The sequence below is a fragment of the Pseudescherichia vulneris genome (genome assembly GCF_902164725.1).
GTDB lineage: Bacteria > Pseudomonadota > Gammaproteobacteria > Enterobacterales > Enterobacteriaceae > Pseudescherichia > Pseudescherichia vulneris.
In genome coordinates this window covers 2,784,626-2,805,518 of record NZ_LR607338.1, presented here as the reverse complement: position 1 = coordinate 2,805,518, position 20,893 = coordinate 2,784,626, and the positions used below count along the sequence as shown (strand labels likewise).

21 protein-coding genes are annotated in these 20,893 nt (G+C 57.3%); 5 read left to right on the top strand and 16 right to left on the bottom strand.

Annotation, left to right across the window (positions count from 1 at the left end; genetic code table 11):
* Both FN633_RS11735 and FN633_RS11730 read right to left on the bottom strand, forming a co-directional pair.
* The coding region (locus tag FN633_RS11735; protein WP_154058923.1) for a permease at positions 1 to 1,032 on the bottom strand (1,032 nt) is incomplete at its 3' end.
* Positions 1,033 to 1,107: 75 nt separating this feature from the next.
* Positions 1,108 to 1,755 (bottom strand): NAD-dependent epimerase/dehydratase family protein, encoded by a 648-nt coding sequence (locus FN633_RS11730; protein WP_154057820.1) that lies wholly within the window; start codon positions 1,753 to 1,755, stop codon positions 1,108 to 1,110.
* A 123-nt stretch (positions 1,756 to 1,878) separates the two neighbouring features.
* Here FN633_RS11730 and FN633_RS11725 point away from each other — a divergent pair, with 123 nt between their 5' ends.
* Positions 1,879 to 2,397 carry a type 1 glutamine amidotransferase domain-containing protein gene (locus tag FN633_RS11725; RefSeq protein ID WP_042390184.1) on the top strand — a complete coding sequence of 173 codons (519 nt, stop codon included), beginning with the start codon at positions 1,879 to 1,881 and terminating at the stop codon, positions 2,395 to 2,397.
* Here FN633_RS11725 and FN633_RS11720 read toward each other — a convergent pair.
* A complete protein-coding gene (locus FN633_RS11720) occupies positions 2,383 to 2,820 on the bottom strand; it encodes a YhbP family protein (protein ID WP_154057819.1) in 438 nt (145 codons plus the stop codon). The genes FN633_RS11725 and FN633_RS11720 overlap by 15 nt on opposite strands.
* Before the next feature lie 53 nt (positions 2,821 to 2,873).
* Here FN633_RS11720 and FN633_RS11715 point away from each other — a divergent pair, with 53 nt between their 5' ends.
* Positions 2,874 to 3,176: a GIY-YIG nuclease family protein gene (locus FN633_RS11715; RefSeq protein ID WP_154057818.1), complete on the top strand. Its 303-nt coding sequence runs from the start codon at positions 2,874 to 2,876 to the stop codon at positions 3,174 to 3,176.
* On the opposite strand, the gene FN633_RS11710 is transcribed toward FN633_RS11715, so the two are convergent.
* A complete protein-coding gene (locus FN633_RS11710) occupies positions 3,163 to 3,666 on the bottom strand; it encodes a GNAT family N-acetyltransferase (protein WP_154057817.1) in 504 nt (167 codons plus the stop codon). The two genes, FN633_RS11715 and FN633_RS11710, sit on opposite strands and share 14 nt — an antisense overlap.
* The gene (gene ubiT / locus FN633_RS11705; protein WP_042390174.1) at positions 3,660 to 4,184 is read right to left on the bottom strand and encodes a ubiquinone anaerobic biosynthesis accessory factor UbiT; all 525 of its coding nucleotides are present in this window, start codon (positions 4,182 to 4,184) and stop codon (positions 3,660 to 3,662) included. The genes FN633_RS11710 and ubiT overlap by 7 nt, the downstream gene beginning before the upstream one ends.
* 234 nt (positions 4,185 to 4,418) lie before the next feature.
* Here ubiT and ubiU point away from each other — a divergent pair, with 234 nt between their 5' ends.
* The 3 genes from ubiU to FN633_RS11690 all read left to right on the top strand — a co-directional run bounded on the left by ubiU (position 4,419) and on the right by FN633_RS11690 (position 7,386).
* Positions 4,419 to 5,414, top strand: a complete 996-nt coding sequence (gene ubiU / locus FN633_RS11700; RefSeq protein ID WP_154057816.1) for a ubiquinone anaerobic biosynthesis protein UbiU — start codon at positions 4,419 to 4,421, stop codon at positions 5,412 to 5,414.
* 8 nt (positions 5,415 to 5,422) lie between these two features.
* The gene (locus FN633_RS11695) at positions 5,423 to 6,298 is read left to right on the top strand and encodes a U32 family peptidase (protein ID WP_425049153.1); all 876 of its coding nucleotides are present in this window, start codon (positions 5,423 to 5,425) and stop codon (positions 6,296 to 6,298) included.
* An 80-nt stretch (positions 6,299 to 6,378) separates the two neighbouring features.
* A complete protein-coding gene (locus tag FN633_RS11690; protein WP_042390678.1) occupies positions 6,379 to 7,386 on the top strand; it encodes a luciferase-like monooxygenase in 1,008 nt (335 codons plus the stop codon).
* Positions 7,387 to 7,434: 48 nt separating this feature from the next.
* Here the strand turns inward: FN633_RS11690 and mtr are convergent, their stop codons facing one another.
* The 11 genes from mtr to rimP all read right to left on the bottom strand — a co-directional run bounded on the left by mtr (position 7,435) and on the right by rimP (position 20,865).
* A complete protein-coding gene (mtr, locus tag FN633_RS11685; RefSeq protein WP_154057814.1) occupies positions 7,435 to 8,679 on the bottom strand; it encodes a tryptophan permease in 1,245 nt (414 codons plus the stop codon).
* 134 nt (positions 8,680 to 8,813) lie between these two features.
* Entirely contained in the window at positions 8,814 to 10,745 is a 1,932-nt protein-coding gene (locus FN633_RS11680; RefSeq protein ID WP_154057813.1) for a DEAD/DEAH family ATP-dependent RNA helicase, read from the bottom strand.
* Entirely contained in the window at positions 10,738 to 10,818 is an 81-nt protein-coding gene (gene yrbN / locus FN633_RS11675) for a protein YrbN (RefSeq protein WP_131406004.1), read from the bottom strand. Before yrbN ends, FN633_RS11680 begins: the two co-directional genes overlap by 8 nt.
* A 110-nt stretch (positions 10,819 to 10,928) precedes the next feature.
* Complete coding sequence (gene nlpI, locus FN633_RS11670; RefSeq protein WP_042390165.1) at positions 10,929 to 11,813, bottom strand: lipoprotein NlpI; 885 nt, start codon at positions 11,811 to 11,813, stop codon at positions 10,929 to 10,931.
* 112 nt (positions 11,814 to 11,925) lie between these two features.
* Complete coding sequence (gene pnp / locus FN633_RS11665; protein WP_042390163.1) at positions 11,926 to 14,061, bottom strand: polyribonucleotide nucleotidyltransferase; 2,136 nt, start codon at positions 14,059 to 14,061, stop codon at positions 11,926 to 11,928.
* A gap of 243 nt (positions 14,062 to 14,304) precedes the next feature.
* Positions 14,305 to 14,574, bottom strand: coding sequence for a 30S ribosomal protein S15 (gene rpsO / locus FN633_RS11660; protein ID WP_004385056.1), 270 nt, complete (start codon positions 14,572 to 14,574; stop codon positions 14,305 to 14,307).
* 152 nt (positions 14,575 to 14,726) lie between these two features.
* Entirely contained in the window at positions 14,727 to 15,674 is a 948-nt protein-coding gene (gene truB, locus FN633_RS11655; RefSeq protein WP_154057812.1) for a tRNA pseudouridine(55) synthase TruB, read from the bottom strand.
* Positions 15,674 to 16,075, bottom strand: coding sequence for a 30S ribosome-binding factor RbfA (rbfA, locus tag FN633_RS11650; protein WP_042390148.1), 402 nt, complete (start codon positions 16,073 to 16,075; stop codon positions 15,674 to 15,676). The genes truB and rbfA overlap by 1 nt, the downstream gene beginning before the upstream one ends.
* Positions 16,076 to 16,157: 82 nt before the next feature.
* Positions 16,158 to 18,872: a translation initiation factor IF-2 gene (gene infB, locus FN633_RS11645; protein WP_042390146.1), complete on the bottom strand. Its 2,715-nt coding sequence runs from the start codon at positions 18,870 to 18,872 to the stop codon at positions 16,158 to 16,160.
* 24 nt (positions 18,873 to 18,896) lie between these two features.
* Positions 18,897 to 20,384 (bottom strand): transcription termination factor NusA, encoded by a 1,488-nt coding sequence (nusA, locus tag FN633_RS11640; RefSeq protein WP_154057811.1) that lies wholly within the window; start codon positions 20,382 to 20,384, stop codon positions 18,897 to 18,899.
* A 28-nt stretch (positions 20,385 to 20,412) separates the two neighbouring features.
* Positions 20,413 to 20,865, bottom strand: coding sequence for a ribosome maturation factor RimP (gene rimP, locus FN633_RS11635; protein WP_042390143.1), 453 nt, complete (start codon positions 20,863 to 20,865; stop codon positions 20,413 to 20,415).
* Positions 20,866 to 20,893: the final 28 nt, after the last annotated feature.

Sequence of the window (20,893 nt, the reverse complement as noted above, 5' to 3'; positions counted from 1 at the left end):
CGCGATACCCCCCACAATCATTCCCCCCACCGCCACCAGCCCACCGGTTAGCCACAGCGCTTTTGCTGGGAACGATTTGCGCAGCATGATCAGCGACGGCAGGCTTACCGCCGGCAGCGTAATCAGCAGGGCCAGCGCGGGAGCCATGCCCATCCCGGCCATCATCATGGTCTGCACAATAGGAATTTCAGCCGCGGTTGGGATCACAAACAGGCAGCCGACGATAGCCATCGCCACGACCCACATCAGCGAGTTGTCGATAGCGCCATCGGCATGGGGAAAGAGCCAGACCCGCGCCGCGCCCAGCAGCAGCACGGCCAGAATGTAGACCGGGATGGTGCTCCAGAACAACGTCCACAGCGCCCGACCCCAGCGTGCCATCAATCCGCCCTGCGGCTCGGCGGCGGTAACCGTTTCAGGCAGCGGCGACGGCCGGTCGCTCTCTTTCACCCAGCGCTGCACCAGCAGGGCAACGCCAGGCACAATCGCCAGACTGGCCAGCAGACGGATCAGGGCAAAATGCCAGCCCAGCACAAAGCCCATAAACACCAGCGTTGCCGGGTTAAGCAGCGGATTACCCATCCAGAACGCCAGCGCGCCGCCCATCGATGCCTGCTGGCGGCGCAGCCCGACAGTAACCGGCGCGGCACAGCAGGAGCACATCATGCCCGGCAGAGAGAAGAGCGTGCCGAACAGCGTGCCGCCCACGCGCCGCTGGCCAAGGGTGCGCAGCAGCCAGTCGCGGGGAATAAGCACCTGCACCAGCGAGCCGAGCAGCACGCCCAGCACCGCGGCTTTCCAGACGGCGAGGAAGTAGACCATGGCATAGTCGAGCGCGGCCCGGAACGGGTTTGCCTCGGCGTTAGCCAGAATGGATTTGCCGATGCTGTGGGTTTCAGCGGCGGTAAAGGCTTTACCGTAGTAGGGCTGCCACTTCACATACCAGAGCCCAACGATAACAACGAGAAAAAAGAGCGCGGGCTTCCACCATTGAACAGGTGTAGCCGCCTGAGATGAAGACTGACCAGTCATTACATTCCCCGGAAAGATGTATGGATTATTGTTAGCCGGAAGATACTACGCCTGACTGGATACTTTTGGAAACAGTTAATTCTCCTCCCCGAGGGCAATCGCATGCAACTGCTCGGAGGTCAAAATAGTCACCCTCTCGCGGCAAGGAGAGAACGCCGTCAGCAGCATGGCGCGCGCCACGTCACGGGCCTCGATGGATTTCCACTTGCCGGGCAGCAGGTGCATCATCGGGCCAATCAGCGACTCGCCAAACCGCTGCTTCGCCCGGCGGCCCAGCAGCATCGCCGGACGCGCCAGGGTCAGGCGCGGCCAATCCTGCGCCATTAACGCCTCCTCCATCTTGCCCTTCACCCGGTTATAGAAAAAGGGCGAGCCGGCATTGGCCCCCATCGCGCTGACCACCAGCATATGCTTCGCCCCGAGCCGCAGCCCAGCCAGGGCGGTGTCCACCACCAGGGTGTAATCGGCGTGGATAAACGCCTCTTTGCTGCCCGCTTCCCGACGGGTTGTACCGAGGCAGCAGAAGACAATATCGATAGGATCGTTGACCTGCGCCAGCGCGTCGGTGAGCTGGCGATCGCAGGGGTTAAAGACCCCCGGCATGCCTAGCAGAGGCCGACGCGTCGGAGCGGCAATATAGTTAACCCGCGGCTCCTGAATGAGCATACGCAGCAGGTGTGAGCCCACCAGTCCGGTCGCTCCGGTAATCAGTACCTGACTCATCTCGCCCCCTTTGCAGATTAGTCCGCCTTGCAATGTGAGATCGCTGAACCACACTTATTCATACGTCATTATTAACGATAGATGGCGAAATAACCCATCCAGAGCGAAAACAATGGAGGAAACATGGGCAAGAAAATCGCAGTCTTGATCACTGATGACTTTGAAGATTCAGAATTCACGTCCCCGGCTGAAGCCTACCGTAAAGCGGGCCACGAGGTGATCACCATTGAGAAAGAAGCCGGGAAAACCGTGAAGGGGAAACAGGGCGAAGCCAGCATTACGATCGATAAGTCGATTGATGAGGTATCGCCGGACGAGTTTGATGCCCTGCTGCTGCCGGGCGGCCACTCGCCAGACTCCCTGCGCGGTGACGATCGCTTTGTCTCCTTCACTCGCGACTTCGTAAACTCTGGTAAGCCGGTATTTGCTATCTGCCACGGTCCACAGCTGCTGATCAGCGCGGAAGTGGTGCGCGGACGCAAGCTGACGGCGGTGAAACCGATCGTTATCGATCTGAAAAACGCGGGTGTAGAGTTCTACGATCAGGAAGTGGTGAATGATAACGATCAGCTGATCACCAGCCGCACGCCAGACGATCTGCCCGCATTTAACCGGGAGACGCTGCGCCTACTGGGAGCCTGATCCCCGTAGCCAGTGAAGCTTTTTCCCAAAGCCCAGGGTGTTGTCGGTAAACTTAATTTCGTCCAGGGAAATTTCCCATACCGGGGCCGACAACGCGCTGGCAACCGGAAAGCGACGGTTATAGCGCTCGCGCGCAGCCTCGCTTTCCGCTCCCTCCAGACGCCGGATCTCCCCTTTAAACTGCACGCCACGGATCAGCGCCACCGTCTTCGGCTGGCCATTAACCGTGCCCGCAACCGGGGCGCGAGGCCCGCTCATCTGCGCATGACGGGTACGATCCTCACTCATCACGTAGAAGGCGACCTTCTGCGGATCGTAGTGATAGAAGGCATTAGTACACCAGAGATCGCCTTCGCTGGCGACGCACCAGGTCACCACGTGCTGCTTTGCTAGCCAGCGATGAATGGCGGCGAGAGTTTCCATTTTTTACCTACCTCATGCTAAGGTGCGCTCACCTGATCCTGTTAAATCATGCTATGACGCCCTGGTTTCTCTATCTTATCCGTACCGCCGATGATGCGCTCTATACCGGCATCACCACTGACGTTGCTCGCCGCTTCACCCAGCATCAGACGGGCAAAGGGGCCAAGGCGCTGCGCGGCAAAGGCGAGCTGCGACTGGCCTTTTCGGCACAAGTAGGTGAGCGTTCACTAGCGTTGAGGATCGAGTACCGTATTAAGCAGCTAACGAAGCGCCAAAAAGAGCGCCTCGTTGCCGGGGATGGATCGTTTGATACGCTGCTGGCGGCGCTACAGCCCGAGGCGCTTAAACCCGATTGAAGTGCTCGTGGTACTCCACCAGACCATGCACGCCATTTAAGGCATCATCCGCCAGGCGATGCACCTGAAACGCGCTCTCGCTGCCCGGCCAGCGGCAGCGGAGATCGTAGCGAGCCGCCTGCTCAAAGCCGAGACGCTGATAGAAATCTGCCTCACCCAGCGCAACCACGGCGGCATAGCCAAACTCATTGAGCGAGTCCAGCCCCTCATACACCAGCTGGCGCGCCAGCCCCTGACCGCGATAGTGTTCATCTACCGCCAGTGGCGCAAGGCCAACCCACTGCAGATCTTCACCCTCAACGTCTACCGGACTAAAGGCGACGTAGCCAATAACCTGACCTTCATCATCGGTGGCAACAAGCCCTAACGTAATCAGCCCGTCCTCCCGCAGGGAGTGGACCAGGTTAGCTTCGCTCTCCCCGCCGAATGCGCGACGAAGAAGGGCATCAATGCCTGGCGCATCGATAGGTATTTCAACTCGAATCAGCATGGCTCACCTACAGAAATTGGTTTGGTCGCAGGCGGGGCTTGCAGGCCAGCCTCGACGAACTCCGCCAGTTGCAGCAGCATAACGCGTAGCGGTTTGGGCATCTGCTCCAGTTCAATGGCGTCCATCAGGTTCTTAACATATAACCCCAGTTCGGTATCGCCCTCAATCACCAGCCGGCGCTGGAAGAATAGCGTATCTGGATCCTGCTTGCGCGCGGCGATCATCAGCAGGTCGCTGGCATCGGCGCTAAAGCTGACGTCGGCAGCGGCAGACTCACGCACAATTAACTGCTCATTCTCAACGGATGTAAACCACCTGAGGCCAATATCGCGTACTTCAATGCTCAACCAGCGGCCCTCCAGGAATTCCAGCTCGCCATCCGCCAGCGCCTGCTGGAACTGCCAGCGCAGAAGCTGCTCCAGCACCTGACGTTTAAGCGCGAAAGGCGCGAGCTTTACCGGCACGCTCAGCAGAGACGGCGCGGCATGAACGAGACGTGAGCGCAGTATATCCAACACAAGCTTTACTCCCTGATATGAAAAGTCTGGCTATTCTGCCATAACCTCAAATCCACATAGCGGCATAAATCAACAATTGCGAAGATGGAACTACCCCTTATTCCTCCCATCAATACGCGATTAGCTGCCTTAAATCAAAAATTGTCGCCGAAGGGTTAACTAAAATCCCAGCTCGTTAACAATTTTGCACCTTATCGGTGCGCGGGCCATCTGGCCCCTGACCTGGGATACACTATGGAGTTGCTCTGCCCGGCCGGAAATCTACCGGCGTTGAAGGCGGCTATCGAAAACGGTGCCGACGCTGTTTATATAGGCCTGAAGGATGATACCAACGCCCGCCATTTTGCGGGTCTCAACTTCACGGAGAAAAAGCTGCAGGAAGCGGTAAGCTTTGTCCATCAGCGGCGCAAAAAGCTGCATATTGCGATCAATACCTTTGCACATCCCGACGGCTACGCACGCTGGCAGCGGGCGGTGGATATGGCCGCCCAGCTGGGGGCTGATGCGCTGATCCTCGCCGACCTGGCGATGCTGGAGTATGCCGCCGAGCGCTATCCGCATATTGAGCGCCACGTTTCGGTGCAGGCCTCGGCCACCAACGACGAGGCGATCCGCTTCTATCACCGCCACTTTGACGTTGCCCGCGTGGTGCTGCCCCGCGTGCTGTCCATTCACCAGGTGAAACAGCTGGCCCGTACCTCGCCGGTGCCGCTGGAGGTCTTTGCCTTCGGCAGCCTGTGCATTATGGCCGAGGGGCGCTGCTATCTCTCATCCTATTTAACCGGTGAATCCCCCAACACCGTAGGGGCCTGCTCCCCTGCCCGCTTTGTCCGCTGGCAGCAGACGCCGCAGGGGCTGGAGTCGCGTCTTAATGAGGTGCTGATCGACCGCTATCAGGAGGGTGAGAACGCGGGCTATCCGACGCTGTGCAAAGGCCGCTACCACGTCGACGGCGAGCGCTATCACGCCCTGGAGGAGCCTACCAGCCTGAATACCCTGGCGCTGCTGCCCGAGCTGCTGGCAGCGAATATCGCCTCGGTAAAAATCGAAGGTCGTCAACGCAGCCCGGCCTACGTCAGCCAGGTGGCAAAGGTGTGGCGTCAGGCCATCGACCGCTGCATGGCCGCGCCAGAACGCTACGTTCCGCAACCGGCGTGGATGGAGACCCTCGGCGCGATGTCTGAAGGCACGCAGACCACCCTTGGCGCATACCACCGTAAATGGCAGTGAGAGATAAGATGAAATATTCATTAGGACCGGTGCTCTACTACTGGTCAAAAGAGACGCTGGAGGATTTCTACCAGCAGGCAGCCAGCAGCAGCGCCGATACCATTTACCTGGGCGAAGTGGTATGCAGCAAGCGCCGGGCCACGAAAGTCGGAGACTGGCTGGCAATGGCAAAATCCCTCGCGGGAAGCGGCAAACAGGTGGTGCTCTCTACCCTGGCGCTGGTGCAGGCCGCCTCCGAACTGGGGGAGCTGAAACGCTACGTGGAGAACGGCGACTTTCTGCTGGAGGCGAGCGATCTTGGCGTGGTGAACATGTGCGCCGAACGTAAGCTGCCCTTCGTCGCCGGGCATGCCCTGAACTGCTATAACGCGGTTACCCTCCGTCTGCTGCTGAAGCAGGGCATGGTGCGCTGGTGCATGCCGGTGGAGCTGTCGCGCGACTGGCTGGCGAACCTGCTTAATCAGTGCGACGAACTTGGCATCCGCGAGCAGTTTGAGGTGGAGGTGTTGAGCTACGGCCATCTGCCGCTGGCCTACTCTGCCCGCTGCTTTACCGCCCGCTCTGAGGATCGCCCTAAGGACGAGTGCGAAACCTGCTGCATTAAGTACCCCACCGGACGCAACGTGCTCTCTCAGGAGAACCAGCAGGTGTTTGTCCTGAACGGCATCCAGACCATGAGCGGCTATGTCTACAACCTCGGCAACGAGCTAACCTCGATGCAGGGACTGGTAGATATGGTGCGCCTCTCGCCGCTGGGAACGGAGACCCTTGCCATGCTCGACGCCTTCCGCGCCAATGAAAACGGCGGCGCGCCGCTGCCCCTGACGGCGAATAGCGACTGCAACGGCTACTGGAAGCGCCTCGCGGGTCTTGAGCTGGTTTGAAAAAAAGCTCACTTTGTTAACTACGGTAATCAATTTTTAATGCAGTATTAAAAGATTGCCGTCGACAAAGTGAGCATATGATGACTGACAAAACCGTTTCATTCTCGGTGCTGGATTTAGCCCCGATCCCACAGGGCGCTACGGCGCGCGATGCGTTCCACCGTTCTCTTGATTTAGCCCAGCTGGCAGAGAAGCGCGGCTATCGCCGCTTCTGGCTGGCCGAGCACCACAACATGACCGGCATCGCCAGCGCGGCGACGTCGGTGCTGATTGGCTATCTGGCCGCCAATACCCAGACGCTGCACCTCGGCTCCGGCGGCGTGATGCTGCCTAACCACGCGCCGCTGGTGATCGCCGAGCAGTTTGGCACCCTGAATACGCTCTATCCGGGGCGTATCGATCTGGGCCTGGGCCGTGCGCCGGGCAGCGATCAGCGCACCATGATGGCCCTGCGCCGCCACATGAGCGGCGATATCGATAACTTCCCGCGCGACGTGGCAGAGCTGGTGGACTGGTTTGACGCCCGCGATCCGAATCCGCACGTTCGTCCGGTGCCGGGCTATGGGGAGAAGATCCCGGTGTGGCTGCTCGGCTCCAGTCTTTACAGCGCTCAGCTTGCCGCCCAGCTGGGGCTGCCGTTTGCCTTTGCCTCGCACTTTGCCCCGGACATGCTCTTCCAGGCGCTACACCTCTACCGCACGAACTTTAAGCCCTCCGCGCGGCTGGAGAAACCCTATGCGATGGTGTGCATCAACATCGTTGCCGCAGACAGCACCCGCGACGCCGAGTTCCTGTTTACCTCAATGCAGCAGGCGTTTGTCAAGCTGCGCCGAGGCGAAACCGGCCAGCTACCAGCGCCGATTGCCGATATAGGTGCCTTCTGGTCGCCGTCCGAGCAGTATGGCGTGCAGCAGGCGCTGAGCATGTCGCTGGTGGGAGATAAAGCCAAGGTGCGCCACGGGCTGGAGTCGATCCTGCGGGAGACCGAGGCCGACGAGATCATGGTTAACGGCCAGATTTTCGATCACCAGGCAAGGCTGCACTCGTTTGAGCTGGCGATGCAGGTGAAAGAGGAATTATTGGGATGAGGTTTCGCCGGGCGGCGCAAGCTTGCCCGGCCTACGGTTTCTGGCGATCTATTGATATACCGGTAATACGTTAAAGCTCGATAAAATATGCACTACGGCGTTGCCTACCCCGAACAGCAGGATCAGCGCAATCATCGGTTTGCCGCCCCAGACGCGGAATTTGGGGCTCCCGAAACGCTTACGTGACGCACGCGCCAGCAGGGCCGGAACAATCGCCGCCCAGATGGTTGCCGCCAGCCCAGCATAGCCAATGGCGTAGAGGAAGCCGTTCGGCCACAGCAGCCCACCGACAATCGGCGGCAGGAAGGTCAGCAGCGCGGTTTTGAAACGGCCGCTGGCGGAGTCGTCAAAGCCAAAGAGATCGGCCAGGTAATCAAACAGCCCCAGCGTCACCCCCAGAAACGAACTGGCGACCGCAAAGTTAGAGAACACGACCAGAAGCAGATCCAGACTGCGGCTATTCAGCACGCCGCTCAGGGCCTGCACCAGCACATCAATATTCCCTCCCTGCTGCGCAATGCCGATAAACGCCGGACGGGTGATATTCCCCATCGTCACCAGCAACCAAATGGTATACAGACCCAGCGCCAGCAGCGAGCCGTAGGCAATGCAGCGCGTGATGGTGCGCGGATCCTTGCCGTAGTACTTCATCAGGCTCGGCACGTTGCCGTGATAGCCAAACGAGGCGAGGCAGAACGGCAGGGTCATCAGCAGGTATGGCGTGTAGGAGGCGTTGCTCTCGGCCACGTTAAACAGCGTGGCGGGCTCGACGTGTCCCAGCAGGCTACCGAAGGTCAGGAAGAAGGTGATGACCTTTGCGCCCAGCACAATGGCGGTCATGCGGCTGACCGCACGGGTTGAGAGCCAGACGATAAACGCCACGATTAATGCGAAGCTCAATCCCGCCAGGCGCGGCGACACGTTAAGCGACATCTCCGAAAAAGTGTGGTGAAGAATCGAGCCGCTCGCCGAGATATAGGCGTAGGTCAGGATATAGAGCACAAAGGCAATAGAGACGCCGTTAACCAGGTTCCAGCCTTTGCCCAGTAGGTCACGGGTGATGGTGTCGAAGCTGGAGCCAATGCGGTAGTTGAGGTTGGCCTCAAGGATCATCAGCCCGGAGTGGAGCATACAGAACCAGGTAAAGACCAGCGCCGCAAGCGACCAGAAGAACCAGGCGCCCGACATCACCACCGGCAGCGAGAACATCCCTGCGCCAATAATGGTTCCTGCGATGATCACCACGCCGCCGAGCAGCGACGGGGTATTATGGGTGGTGGAAAGCGTAGCCATTCTCTTTTCTCTCTAAAATGCGGTTCGCTGTGCATTGTACCAGTACATGAGTACATTACCGATAAAAAAAGCCCCGATTGTTGAGATCGGGGCTGGAACGCTTACTTTACAGTAACGTTTCTGTGCTTACACGCTTACGCGTCGTTGTTAAAACGACGGCGCGGCGTGGAAGCGTCATCACGGCGCGGGCCGCGGCTTTCACGGCGCTCACCGCTGAAGCGACCTGCACCTGCACCTGCTGGCGCAGAACCTTCGCGACGCGGGCCACGGCCGCCTTCACGACGCTCGCCGCCGCCGAAGCTACGACGTTCGCCAGCCGGACGGTCACCGCCGCCACGGCGCTCACCACGTTCGTGCGGCTGAGCATCGCCCAGCAGCTGCATATTCATCGGCTTGTTCAGAATACGCGTGCGAGTGAAGTGCTGCAGAACTTCACCCGGCATGCCTTTCGGCAGCTCAATGGTGGAGTGAGAAGCGAACAGCTTGATGTTACCGATGTAACGGCTGCTGATGTCGCCTTCGTTAGCGATAGCGCCAACGATGTGACGCACTTCAACGCCGTCATCACGGCCCACTTCGATGCGGTACAGCTGCATATCGCCAGCGTCACGACGCTCGCGACGCGGACGGTCTTCACCACCACGCTCCGGACGGTCAGCACGCGGGCCACGATCGTTACGGTCGCGCGGAGCACGTTCGTCACGGTCACGGAATTCACGCTTAGGACGCATCGGCGCATCTGGTGGCACGATCAGGGAACGTTCACCCTGTGCCATCTTCAGCAGAGCGGCGGCCAGCGTTTCCATATCCAGCTCTTCGCCTTCAGCGGTTGGCTTGATCTGCGCCAGCAGGGCACGGTACTGATCCAGATCGCTGCTCTCCAGCTGCTGCTGAACTTTAGCGGCGAATTTTTCCAGACGGCGTTTGCCCAGCAGCTCTGCGTTCGGCAGATCGGCTTCTGGAATGGTCAGTTTCATGGTGCGTTCGATGTTACGCAGCAGACGACGCTCGCGGTTCTCAACGAACAGCAGCGCACGGCCTGCACGACCCGCACGACCGGTACGGCCGATACGGTGAACGTAAGACTCGGAGTCCATCGGGATGTCGTAGTTAACAACCAGGCTGATACGTTCAACGTCGAGGCCACGGGCCGCAACGTCGGTAGCGATCAGGATGTCCAGACGACCATCTTTCAGACGCTCCAGGGTCTGCTCACGCAGCGCCTGGTTCATGTCACCGTTCAGCGCGGCGCTGTTATAGCCGCTACGCTCCAGCGCTTCAGCCACTTCCAGGGTCGCGTTTTTGGTACGGACGAAGATAATCGCCGCGTCAAAATCTTCCGCTTCCAGGAAACGCACCAGCGCTTCGTTTTTACGCATGCCGTAGACAGACCAGTAGCTCTGGCTGATGTCCGGGCGCGTGGTGACGCTGGACTGGATGCGCACTTCCTGCGGCTCGTTCATAAAGCGGCGGGTGATGCGACGGATCGCTTCCGGCATGGTGGCGGAGAAGAGCGCGGTCTGATGATCGGCCGGGATCTGCGCCATGATGGTTTCAACGTCTTCGATGAAGCCCATACGCAGCATTTCGTCCGCTTCGTCCAGCACCAGGCCTTTCAGGCCGGAGAGGTTCAGCGTGCCACGTTTTAAGTGATCGAGCAGACGGCCCGGCGTACCCACAACAATCTGTGGGCCCTGGCGCAGGGCGCGCAGCTGCACGTCATAACGCTGGCCGCCGTAAAGGGCAACCACGTTTACGCCGTGCATATGTTTAGAGAAGTCAGTCATCGCTTCAGCAACCTGAACGGCCAGTTCACGGGTTGGAGCGAGCACGAGGATCTGCGGCGCGCGCAGGTCCGGATCGATGTTGTTCAGCAGCGGCAGCGAGAACGCTGCGGTTTTACCGCTGCCGGTCTGGGCCATACCCAGCACGTCACGACCAGAGAGCAGGTGCGGAATGCACTCAGCCTGGATCGGAGAAGGTTTTTCGTAACCGAGATCGTTAAGCGCCTCAATAATAGAAGGTTTCAGCCCAAGATCGGAAAAAGTGGTTTCGAATTCAGCCATGTAGTACGAGTGCCTCAATGTCATTGGCGGCCAGTCTACATAACTCATCATGAAATTGATCTGCAATTTTCATTGAAAAGTGTGAACCGGCTCAAAGTAGGTGTATTGACGAACAACAACGCCCTCACCCGTCAAGATGATGGCAATCAAAAAAAGATTGTGGGCTGATGTTTATGTCGTCAGCTATTGCTGGTCCGATTCTGCCAGGTCGTCTTGCTCCTGGCCCAAGAGCGATAATTCCAACAATGCATAACGGTGCTCAACATAGTTGTGTACGTTGTTAGCAACCGCTAATTTGAACAGTGCCGTAGCGCTGTCCTTTTCCCCCAGACTTAGGTAGTACTTACCTAAATAGAAGTTGGTTTCACTGAGATGCTCAGCGAGCGAGGTGTTATCCGTTGCGTCCGCCTTCAGGCGCTCCATTAACGTTTTTTCGTCAATGTTGCCCAGGTAGAACTCGACAATGTTCCATCCCCATTGCTCCTTGTCCGATTTCTCGAAGCGCTGTTCCAGTGCTTCTTTCGCCTGCTTCTCATCGAGCTTCTGCTCGGCGAGATAAAGCCACAGACTGCGGAAAGGATCGTTGGGATCGTCTTGATAAAACGCTAGCAGATCATCTTGCGCTAACTTGTCACGACCGCCGTAGTAGAGAGCGATACCGCGATTCAAGTGCGCGTAGTTGTAAGTTGGATCAAGCTCAAGTACAGAATCAAACGCTTCATAGGCAGCATCAAAATTGCCTGCCTGCGTTAAGTAAATGCCAAGGTAGTTGAATACCTCAGGCATATCGGGTCGGATTGCCAGCGCTTGTGAAAAATCATTTCGCGCTAGTGCCCTCAGACCGAGACTATCATACAACACTCCGCGCTCATATAAAAGCTGTGCGCGTTCATCATCGGTTAAAGCCCGACTGGCAAGAATTTGTTCCATACGTGCCAGAATCACTTCCTGCTGCAAAGTCGGTTGCAATGGCACTGCGAGGACTTCGTTCTTACGCCAGGCAGAGTTGCTGCATCCTGCCAGCGTTAGAGCTGTCGCAACGAAACACCAGCGCAAAAAAGGCTTCATTTCCTACTCCCGAAGACAACAAAAGGTTGAACGTCCTGTCCCCCGGCTGCAATCATAGCATCCTGCCCGGTTGTAAAAGCTCCCCGCCAGCGGCGAGGAGCTCATCGCAACGTTACTCGCCCTGGTCTGCTGCCGGCGCCTGCGGCGCGTCAGTGGACGGAGACTGCTCGGTTGCTTCTTTGATGCTCAGACGGACACGGCCCTGGCGGTCAACTTCCAGAACTTTTACCGGCACTTCCTGACCCATCTGCAGGTAGTCGGTCACTTTCTCAACGCGCTTGTCAGCGATCTGAGAGATGTGTACCAGACCCTCTTTACCGCCACCGATGGCAACAAACGCGCCAAAGTCAACGATACGGGTCACTTTACCATTGTAGATACGGCCCACTTCGATCTCAGCGGTGATCTCTTCGATACGACGGATAGCGTATTTCGCTTTCTCACCGTCGGTCGCAGCGATCTTCACGGTACCGTCATCTTCGATTTCGATGGTGGTGCCGGTCTCTTCGGTCAGGGCACGGATAACAGAGCCGCCTTTACCGATAACGTCTTTGATCTTGTCCGGGCTGATCTTGATGGTGTGGATACGCGGTGCAAACTGAGAGATGTCGCCGCGCGGCGCGTTGATCGCCTGCTCCATCACACCCAGAATATGCAGACGTGCACCTTTCGCCTGGTTCAGCGCAGCATGCATGATCTCTTTGGTGATGCCTTCAATTTTGATATCCATCTGCAGGGCAGAGATACCTTCGCGGGAGCCCGCTACTTTGAAGTCCATATCACCCAGGTGATCTTCGTCGCCCAGGATGTCGGACAGCACAACAAAGTTGTCGCCCTCTTTCACCAGACCCATCGCGATACCCGCCACGGCGGCTTTGATCGGCACACCGGCGTCCATCAGTGCCAGCGACGCGCCACACACGGAAGCCATGGAGGAGGAGCCGTTGGATTCGGTGATTTCAGAAACCACACGAACGGTGTACGGGAACTTCTCGGTGTCCGGCATCACTGCCAGTACGCCGCGCTTCGCCAGACGACCGTGACCAATTTCACGACGCTTCGGCGAGCCCACCATACCGGTTTCACCGACGGAGTACGGAGGGAAGTTATAGTGGAACAAGAAGCTGTCGGTACGATCGCCCATCAGCTCGTCGATGTTCTGCGCATCACGTGCGGTACCCAGGGTCGCGGTAACCAGCGCCTGCGTTTCGCCACGGGTGAACAGCGCGGAGCCGTGAGTACGCGGCAGCACGCCAGTACGCACATCCAGACCACGGATCATATCTTTTTCACGACCATCGATACGCGGCTCGCCTGCCAGCACGCGGCTACGCACCACGTTTTTCTCGATAGCGTGCAGAATGTCGCCCAGCTCGTTAGCGTCCAGAGACTCGTCTTCGGCAACCAGGGTAGCGATAGTTTCAGATTTGATCGCGTCAACCTGAGTGTAACGTTCCTGCTTGTCGGTGATGCGGTAAGCATCGCTCAGACGGGATTCTGCCAGCGCAGCAACGCGTGCGTTCAGCGCAGCGTCAACCACTTCCGGCTGCCAGTCCCAACGCGGTTTACCGGCTTCTTTCACCAGGTCGTTGATGTTCTGGATCACGATCTGCTGCTGCTCGTGGCCAAATACCACTGCGCCCAGCATCTGGTCTTCGCTCAGCAGTTCCGCTTCGGATTCAACCATCAGCACGGCGGCTTCGGTACCGGCAACGACCAGATCCAGCTTGCTCTCTTTCAGCTCGTCCTGAGTCGGGTTCAGAACGTACTGGTCGTTGATGTAACCCACACGCGCCGAGCCGATTGGGCCGTTGAACGGAATACCGGACAGGGAGAGGGCTGCGGATGCACCAATCATCGCCACGATGTCTGGGTTAACCTGTGGGTTAACGGAAACCACGGTAGCGATAACCTGTACTTCGTTAACGAAGCCTTCCGGGAACAGCGGGCGAACCGGGCGGTCAATCAGACGCGCGATCAGGGTTTCGCCTTCGCTTGGACGGCCTTCACGACGGAAGAAACCACCCGGGATTTTACCGGCAGCGTAGGTACGCTCCTGGTAGTTAACGGTCAGCGGGAAGAAGTCTTGGCCCGGCTTGGCCTTTTTCTGGCCTACCACGGTAACGAAGACCGCGGTGTCGTCCATGCTTACCATAACGGCAGCTGTCGCCTGACGGGCCATCATGCCGGTTTCCAGGGTGACGGTATGCTGACCGTACTGGAATTTACGAATGATCGGATTAAGCAAAATTTTACCCTTTCTTAAATGTTTGACAGCACACCTTGCGGCGTGCTGACGTTAAACCCGATCCTCAGTGCATCCTCGCGACTAATGACAACCGACACCCCCCTGGGTGAAGCCTCTCATTAGCCGCGCGAACCTCTGCAACGAAGATCATTCAAAGCAACAATACAATAGTTTAGAGTGAATTGCTGCCGTCTGGTTGAAAAAAGGGGCCATCAAGGCCCCTTTCTCTGAAACTCGCCAGACTTAGCGACGCAGACCCAGACGCTCGATCAGCGCAGTGTAGCGTGCAACATCTTTACGTTTCAGGTAGTCGAGCAGTTTACGACGCTGAGAAACCATACGCAGCAGACCACGACGGCTGTGGTGATCTTTTTTGTGCTCTGCAAAGTGACCCTGCAGGTGGTTGATCTGAGCAGTCAGCAGGGCAACCTGTACTTCGGTAGAACCGCTGTCATTTTCGCCACGACCGAACTCGGAAACGATTTTTGCTTTAGCTTCAACGCTTAGAGACATTTTGAACTCCAGAATTAAACGAATGAAAGGATGCCGATCTCTAATTCAGCGATCCCAGATGTAACGCCCGTTCGCTATTACTCAGCTAACGCGACGTTAAGCGGCAATATTCTACTCGCAGTACCCTGTTATCGCAAGGTAGCTGCATAAGCTTATGCCGCCGGATACTCTACGACAAGTCGACGCGGGGCAACGCGGCCCTCATCGTCAATCTCGCCCATGCCGATAAACTTGCCTTCGTCACCTTCCGTCACCCGTACCAGCCCGTTCAGCGGCGCGCCCGAGGTCCGAACCGGATTACCGTTCTTGAAGTAGACCGACGACGTCAGCGGCAGATTGACCAGCGGGAAGTCAGCAGCCGGGCTGTCCATCGGCATCAGCAGCGGATCCAGCAGCTGGGCAGCAGGTCTTTCTTGCTGTTCAGCCTCTTCGACCAGCGCGTGCAGCTGCTCCAGGGTCACCATGCGATCAATCGGATAGGTGCTGACGGCCAGGCGACGCAGGAAGATCACGTGCGCACCGCAGCCCAGCTTCTCACCGAGATCGTCAATGATAGTCCGGATATAGGTACCTTTCGAGCAGTGTACTTCCAGCTCCAGCTCGTTGCCTTCGTGGCGAATAAACAGCAGCTCGTAGACGGTAATGGGCCGGGCTTCACGCGGCACCTCAATGCCCTGACGCGCGTACTCATAGAGCTTTTTGCCCTGGTACTTAAGCGCCGAGTACATCGACGGCACCTGCATCGTGTCGCCACGAAAACTTTCCAGCGCGTCAGCAAGCTGTTCCGCACTAAAGGTCACCGGACGCTCCTCAACGATCTCACCGTCCGCATCAGAGGTATCGGTGCGCTGGCCGAGGCGAGCAATCACCCGGTAGCGTTTATCGGAGTCCAGCAGGTACTGGGAAAACTTTGTCGCCTCGCCCAGGCAGATCGGCAGCATGCCGGTCGCCAGCGGATCCAGCGCGCCGGTGTGCCCGGCACGGTTGGCGTTATAGAGGCGCTTTACTTTTTGCAGCACGTCGTTGCTGGACATCCCCTGGGGTTTATCCAGCAGCAGCACGCCGTGCACGTCGCGACCGCGACGACGAGGACGACTCATCAGTCCTCCTTGCTGTCGTCCGGGTTGACGCGACGCTCATCGTCCTGTCGCACCACGTTGGTCACCAGGTTAGACATGCGCATCCCCTCGACCAGCGAGTTGTCGTAGAAGAAGGTCAGCTCCGGCACGATACGCAGGCGCATGGCTTTGCCAAGCAGCGAGCGGATAAAGCCAGATGCTTCCTGCAACGCTTTGAGGCCCGCTTTCACGGCGTCTTCATCTTTGTCGTTCAGGAAGGTAACAAACACTTTGGCATAGGCCAGATCGCGGGACATTTCGACACCGGAAACGGTGGTCATCATGCCCAGACGCGGATCTTTGATTTCGCGCTGCAGGATCATTGCAATCTCTTTCTGCATCTCCTGGGCCACGCGCTGCGGGCGACCAAATTCTTTCGCCATAATAAATTCTCCAGACAAAAAAGGGGCCATTAGCCCCTTTTAATATGATTGCCGGGTGACGCGAGGCGATCCCGGCCTACAATCACTCGATGCTACGTTTGATCTCGATGATCTCGAACACTTCGATCATATCGCCAACGCGAACGTCGTTGTAGTTCTTCACGCCGATACCACATTCCATACCGTTACGGACTTCGTTAACGTCATCTTTGAAGCGGCGCAGGGACTCCAGCTCGCCTTCGTAGATAACCACGTTGTCACGCAGAACGCGGATTGGGTTGTGACGCTTAATCGTGCCTTCGGTAACCATACAGCCTGCGATAGCGCCGAATTTCGGTGATTTGAACACGTCACGTACTTCAGCCAGACCGATGATCTGCTGTTTCAGCTCAGGCGACAGCATGCCGCTCATTGCTGCTTTCACTTCGTCGATCAGATGATAGATGACGGAGTAGTAGCGCAGATCCAGGCTCTCAGCGTCGATAACTTTACGCGCGGAGGCGTCAGCACGGACGTTGAAGCCAACCAGGATGGCGTTGGACGCCGCAGCCAGGGTCGCGTCGGTTTCGGTGATACCACCTACGCCAGAACCGATGATCTTCACTTTAACTTCGTCAGTAGAGAGTTTCAGCAAGGAGTCGGAGATCGCTTCCACAGAGCCCTGTACGTCAGCTTTCAGCACAACGTTCACTTCATGAACTTCGCCCTCGGTCATGTTAGCAAACATGTTCTCGAGTTTAGATTTCTGCTGGCGCGCCAGTTTAACTTCACGGAATTTGCCCTGACGGTACAGCGCAACTTCACGCGCTTTCTTCTCGTCACGCACCACGGTCACTTCGTCACCCGCAGCCGGCACGCCGGAGAGACCGAGGATCTCAACCGGAATAGACGGACCCGCTTCCAGCACTTCCTGACCCAGTTCGTTACGCATCGCACGCACGCGGCCATATTCGAAGCCACACAGAACGATGTCGCCCTTGTTCAGGGTACCTTCACGAACCAGCACGGTAGCAACCGGACCACGACCTTTATCCAGGAAGGATTCGATAACTGCACCGCTCGCCATGCCTTTACGTACCGCTTTCAGCTCAAGAACTTCAGCCTGCAGCAGGATGGCGTTCAGCAGGTCATCGATACCGGTACCCGCTTTCGCCGACACAGGGATGAACTGAGATTCACCGCCCCACTCTTCCGGCATAACGCCGTACTGGGAGAGTTCGTTCTTAACGCGGTCCATGTCAGCTTCTGGCTTATCGATTTTGTTTACCGCAACCACCAGCGGAACCTGCGCCGCTTTCGCGTGCTGGATAGCTTCGATGGTCTGCGGCATCACGCCGTCATCTGCTGCAACAACCAGAACAACGATATCCGTTGCCTGCGCACCACGAGCACGCATAGAGGTAAACGCGGCGTGGCCCGGGGTATCCAGGAAGGTGATCATACCGTTGTCAGTTTCAACGTGGTATGCACCGATGTGCTGGGTAATGCCGCCCGCTTCGCCAGAGGCCACTTTCGTTGAACGAATGTAGTCCAGCAGCGAGGTTTTACCGTGGTCAACGTGACCCATGATGGTCACCACCGGTGCACGCGGCTCGGCCGCTGCGCCCGTGTCACGGTCGCTCATTACCGCTTCTTCCAGCTCGTTTTCACGACGCAGGATAACTTTGTGGCCCATCTCTTCGGCCACCAGCTGTGCGGTTTCCTGGTCGATGACCTGGTTGATGGTTGCCATTGCGCCCAGCTTCATCATCGCTTTGATGACCTGAGAGCCTTTGACGGCCATCTTGTTCGCCAGCTCGCCCACGGTAATGGTTTCGCCGATCACAACGTCACGGTTAACGGCCTGGGCTGGCTTCTGGAAGCCCTGCTGTAAAGAGGAACCTTTACGCTTGCCACCTTTGCCACCGCGGCCCGCTGCACGCGCTTCTTCGCGGTCAGCTTTGGATTCAGCGTGCTTATTGCCCTTCTTCTGAGGACGGGCAGCTTTCGCAGCGGTACGGGTGCGGCTACGGCCGCCTTCTACTTCGCGATCGTTTTCGTCTTCAGCCTGGCGAGCATGCTGCGAGGTCGTTACGTGATAATCGCTGGTGTCTTCGGTTTCTGCAGGTTCGATAACCCCGTTCCTCTCGTTTTCTTCCGCCATACGGCGTGCTTCTTCTGCTACGCGACGCGCTTCTTCTTCAAGCTTACGACGCGCTTCTTCTTCCGCTTTACGCTTCAGCTCTTGTGCTTCGGCTTCACGACGTGCTTTTTCAGCCTGGGCAGCTTTGGTCATTTCGTCAGATGGTTGATTGCTCACTTTGCTCGTTTCCGCAGCGTCGCGCTTCGCCGTATCAGCGGTGTCGCGTTTCGCTTTTTCTTCGGCTTCACGCTTCGCTTTCTCTTGTGCGTCACGCTTGGCTTTGTCCTCGGCTTCACGCTTCACAGCTTCCTCTGCTTCACGCTTCGCCTTCTCTTCCGCTTCGCGCTTCGCCTCTTCTTCCGCGGCGAGACGTTCAGCCTCTTGCGGATCGCGTTTTACAAAGGTGCGCTTTTTACGGACTTCGATCTGCACCGATTTACTCTTCCCGCCGGTGCCAGGGATATTCAGCGTGCTGCGCGTTTTGCGCTGCAGCGTCAGCTTGTCCGGCGCAGAACCGTGTTCACGGTTCAGGTGCGCCAGCAGCGTCTGTTTCTCTTGTGCTGTGACTGAGTCTTCAGCCGCCTTCGGGATCCCTGCATCAGCAAATTGCTGTACCAGGCGGTCCACGGAGGTCTGAATCTCAGCGGCCAGCGCTTTTACGGTTACATCTGTCATGCTGTTCCTTCCTGCTACAGTTTATTACGCTTCGTCGCCGAACCAGCAAATATTACGTGCGGCCATGATGAGCTCACCCGCTTTCTCGTCGGTTAACCCTTCGATATCGCTTAGGTCATCAATGCCCTGGTCAGCGAGGTCTTCCAGCGTACAAACACCACGAGCAGCCAGTTTAAACGCCAGCTCGCGATCGAGGCCTTCAAGGTTAAGCAGGTCGTCAGCCGGTTTGTTACTACCAAGGCTCTCTTCCTGCGCCAGGGCCAGGGTCGTCAGGGCATTTTTCGCGCGTTCGCGCAGGGCCTCAACGGTCTCTTCGTCCAGACCCTCAATTTCCAGCAGCTCTTTCATTGGCACATAGGCCAGCTCTTCCAGGGTTGAGAACCCTTCTTCAACCAGCACGGTGGCAAACTCTTCGTCAATGCCAAGGTGTTTGGTGAAGGTATCAATCGCCGCATGGGCTTCCGCCTGATGCTTGGACTGGAGATCGTCAACGGTCATGACGTTGAGCTCCCAGCCGCTCAGCTGTGATGCCAGACGGACGTTCTGGCCGTTACGGCCAATCGCCTGCGCCAGGTTACCGGCTTCAACAGCGATATCCATGGTGTGCTTGTCTTCGTCTACCACGATAGAGGCCACGTCTGCCGGTGCCATCGCGTTGATCACGAACTGCGCCGGGTTATCATCCCACAGGACGATATCGATACGCTCGCCGCCCAGCTCGGTAGAGACCGCCTGAACACGTGCGCCACGCATACCTACGCAGGCACCAACCGGATCGATACGCTTATCGTTGGTTTTCACCGCGATTTTCGCACGGGAACCCGGATCGCGGGCCGCCGCTTTGATCTCGATAACTTCTTCACCGATCTCTGGCACTTCAATGCGGAACAGTTCGATCAGCATTTCCGGTTTGGAACGGGTCACGAACAGCTGCGCACCGCGCGCTTCAGGACGTACTGCGTAGAGCACACCGCGAATACGGTCGCCCGGACGGAAGTTTTCACGCGGCAGCATATCTTCACGCAGGATCACGGCTTCAGCATTGCTGCCCAGATCCAGAGTGATGTTGTCGCGGTTCACTTTCTTCACCACGCCGGTGATGATCTCACCTTCGTGCTCACGGAACTGATCGACAACCAGCGCGCGCTCGGCTTCACGTACCTTCTGTACGATAACCTGCTTCGCCGTCTGCGTCGTGATACGGTCAAAGGTCACAGACTCAATCTGATCTTCTACGTAATCACCTGGGTTCAGGCTCTCATCTTCGTAGCGTGCGGCTTCCAGCGTGATTTCACGCGTCGGCATGGTGACTTCTTCAACCACTACCCAGCGGCGGAAGGTATCAAAGTCACCGCTTTTACGATCGATCTCCACGCGGACATCGATCTCTTGCTCATATTTTTTCTTTGTTGCTGTAGCCAGCGCACTTTCCAGCGCTTCAAAAATTTTCTCGCGCGGCAGCGCTTTCTCATTGGAAACAGCTTCAACAACAGCCAAAATTTCTTTATTCATTGGGGGCCTTTCACCTCAATCCAGACTGTTAAAAGTGGGGGACCAGGTTCGCTTTCTGAATGTTGCTCAGCGCGAACACTTCATCTTTACCTTCGACCGTAACGGTGATCATCTCGCCATCGACACCTTTGATAATGCCCTGCCATTTGCGACGATTCTGAACCGCCATACGCAGTACCAGCGTAACCTCTTCGCCCAAATAACGCGTGTAGTGTTCGGCTGTGAACAACGGACGATCAAGACCAGGTGAGGAGACTTCCAGGTTATAAGCGACGGTAATGGGATCTTCCACATCCATCACGGCGCTAACCTGATGGCTGACATCAGCACAATCATCAACATTGATGCCATCTTCACTATCAATATAGATGCGCAGCGTAGATGTGCGACCACGGATAAATTCAATACCTACCAATTCGTAGCCCAGCGCTTCGACCGGTGCGGTAATCATCTCTGTTAATTTTTGCTCTAATGTGGACAAACCCACCCCCAAGACATAAAAAAAGGGC